Origin of the sequence: Microcystis sp. M53598_WE2 (genome assembly GCF_030067735.1) — a bacterium.
Lineage (GTDB): Bacteria > Cyanobacteriota > Cyanobacteriia > Cyanobacteriales > Microcystaceae > Microcystis > Microcystis aeruginosa.
This window is the reverse complement of sequence record NZ_JASJFE010001024.1, coordinates 1-1,849: the sequence shown is the minus strand read 5'-3', so window position 1 is coordinate 1,849 and position 1,849 is coordinate 1. Positions and strand designations below refer to the sequence as shown.

At 44.4% G+C, this 1,849-nt stretch carries 2 protein-coding genes; both read left to right on the top strand.

The features are described from left to right. Window positions 1–514: 514 nt before the first annotated feature. Window positions 515–1,183, top strand: a complete 669-nt coding sequence (locus PX636_RS21090; protein WP_044034732.1) for a HEAT repeat domain-containing protein — start codon at window positions 515–517, stop codon at window positions 1,181–1,183. A 61-nt stretch (window positions 1,184–1,244) separates the two neighbouring features. Continuing rightward, entirely contained in the window at window positions 1,245–1,757 is a 513-nt protein-coding gene (locus tag PX636_RS21085) for a phycobiliprotein lyase (RefSeq protein WP_002796388.1), read from the top strand. The last annotated feature ends 92 nt before the right edge of the window (window positions 1,758–1,849 follow it).

Here is a 1,849-nt window from a genome sequence, read left to right as displayed (position 1 = left end):
TTCGCTTAATTTTTTAAGGGAAGGGTTTTAAAATTGCTGTTACCTTTATCCTGTATGCTTTTTAGCGAATAAGGTAAGCGGAACATTGCCGAGAGTGCGATCGCCAATTGGCTCGTTCAAACCCTAGGTAGGGTTTGCTGAATAAATCTAAAAACCTTGTTGGATAAGACTTTTAGACTTTTTTCCCCTCAAAAAGTGCCGACCATTGGAGTGATCGGGGGGAAAATTCAGGTACTTTTTCCCTGAAAATTAGGTAGTTGACCACATGAAAATCGGTAAAACCCTACACCCCACACCCCACACCCCACACCCTGCCCCCACGAAAAACTTTTTGCCGCAAACCCTAGGTATTTCTACAAAATCAAGATGCACCAGGTTGAATCCCCCTAAAACAGCACAAAGAAGATAACTGCTATATCCAATACACAAAATTTAGCTGTTTCAGTCCACTAAAGCTGCTGACTTAGAAACAATTGCGTTAGAATTAAAGAAATATTACAAGTGGTTGACAAAAATGAGTAAGCCTGATATGGAAACCATTGCCCTCCAGTTAGAAAGTAGCAATTCTAAAGATCGTCTGCTGGCCTTGGCATCCCTGCGAGAAGTGACCCCAGAGGAAGCTGTACCCTTGATCAAAAAAGTCCTTTATGATGAAATGCTGCCAGTGCGATCGATGGCTGTCTTTGCTTTGGGAGTCAAACAAACCGAGGAATGCTTTCCTATTCTAGTGGATTTGTTAGCCAATGATGCCGATTATGGCATTCGCGCCGATGCTGCCGGGGCCTTAGGTTATTTAGAAGATATTCGCGCTTTTGAACCCCTACAACGGGCTTTTTACGAAGACACGCAATGGTTAGTCCGCTTTAGTGCCGCCGTCGCTTTGGGCAATTTGGGCGATATTCGGGCTAAACAGGTGTTATTATCGGCTCTCGATAGTAATGAAGCGGTTATTCAACAGGCCGCTATTGCCGCTCTTGGGGAAATCAAAGCAGTGGAAACCGTCGAGAAGCTTTTAACCTTTGTTAACTCTGATGACTGGTTAATCCGGCAGCGATTAGCGGAAGCTTTAGGCCATCTTCCGGCGGAAAAAACGATCGCAGCCCTAAAATTTTTGGTCAAAGACGAACACCCGCAAGTGCGCGAAGCGGCCCGTTTATCCTTGCAAAAATTGGCCAACGTCTAGGGATAGGATAGAATAAATAATCTAGTCTTCCAGAGCGATCGATCTTTGCCTACAGCCATTCATGGACATTCAAGAATTTATTAATCTCTGTGCGGGTAAATGGTTTTCTCAGCGCACCAGTTATCAATTAGCTGCCCAAAAAGTTGCCAATAATAAAGCAGAAATCACCATCGATTTGCTGGCTGCCGATGCTGCCGATGTGGTGCAATTATGTTTAGGAAATAACTGTCAGTCCCACACCAGTCTAGGGGGATGGAAAGCAACTTGGGATAATTCCGTGGACTATGGACAACCGAAAAAAATCGGTTCTAGCTATTTAGTTTGGCTGCCCTCAGAGAATTCTTGGCAAGGAAAATTAATCACATCGGACGGTAAATCGGCAGCGCTGGGAGAATATCATCTCAGAAGCGATCAAGCTTTGACTTTAACCATCGAGGATAATCACCATCGTATCGAAGAAAGAATCTGGTTTGCTAGTCCTAATCTGAGATTGCGTACCAGTATTATCCAGTCGAGCAATGGCGATCGCCAGACGGTTTTCTATTCGGAAATTCGCAAAATGGTTGCTTCTTAAGTAGGGTCTGCTGAAAAAGTTTGTTGGTGGGGTTAGGGTGTGGGGTGTGGTGCGATTCGTTGGCTAGAAACTAGACAGTAAGACGTTTAGAG

Coding starts and splice junctions, on each gene's coding strand:
- PX636_RS21085 (WP_002796388.1), top strand. CDS start 1,245: ATGGACATTCAAGAATTTATTAATCTCTGTGCGGGTAAATGGTTTTCT.
- PX636_RS21090 (WP_044034732.1), top strand. CDS start 515: ATGAGTAAGCCTGATATGGAAACCATTGCCCTCCAGTTAGAAAGTAGC.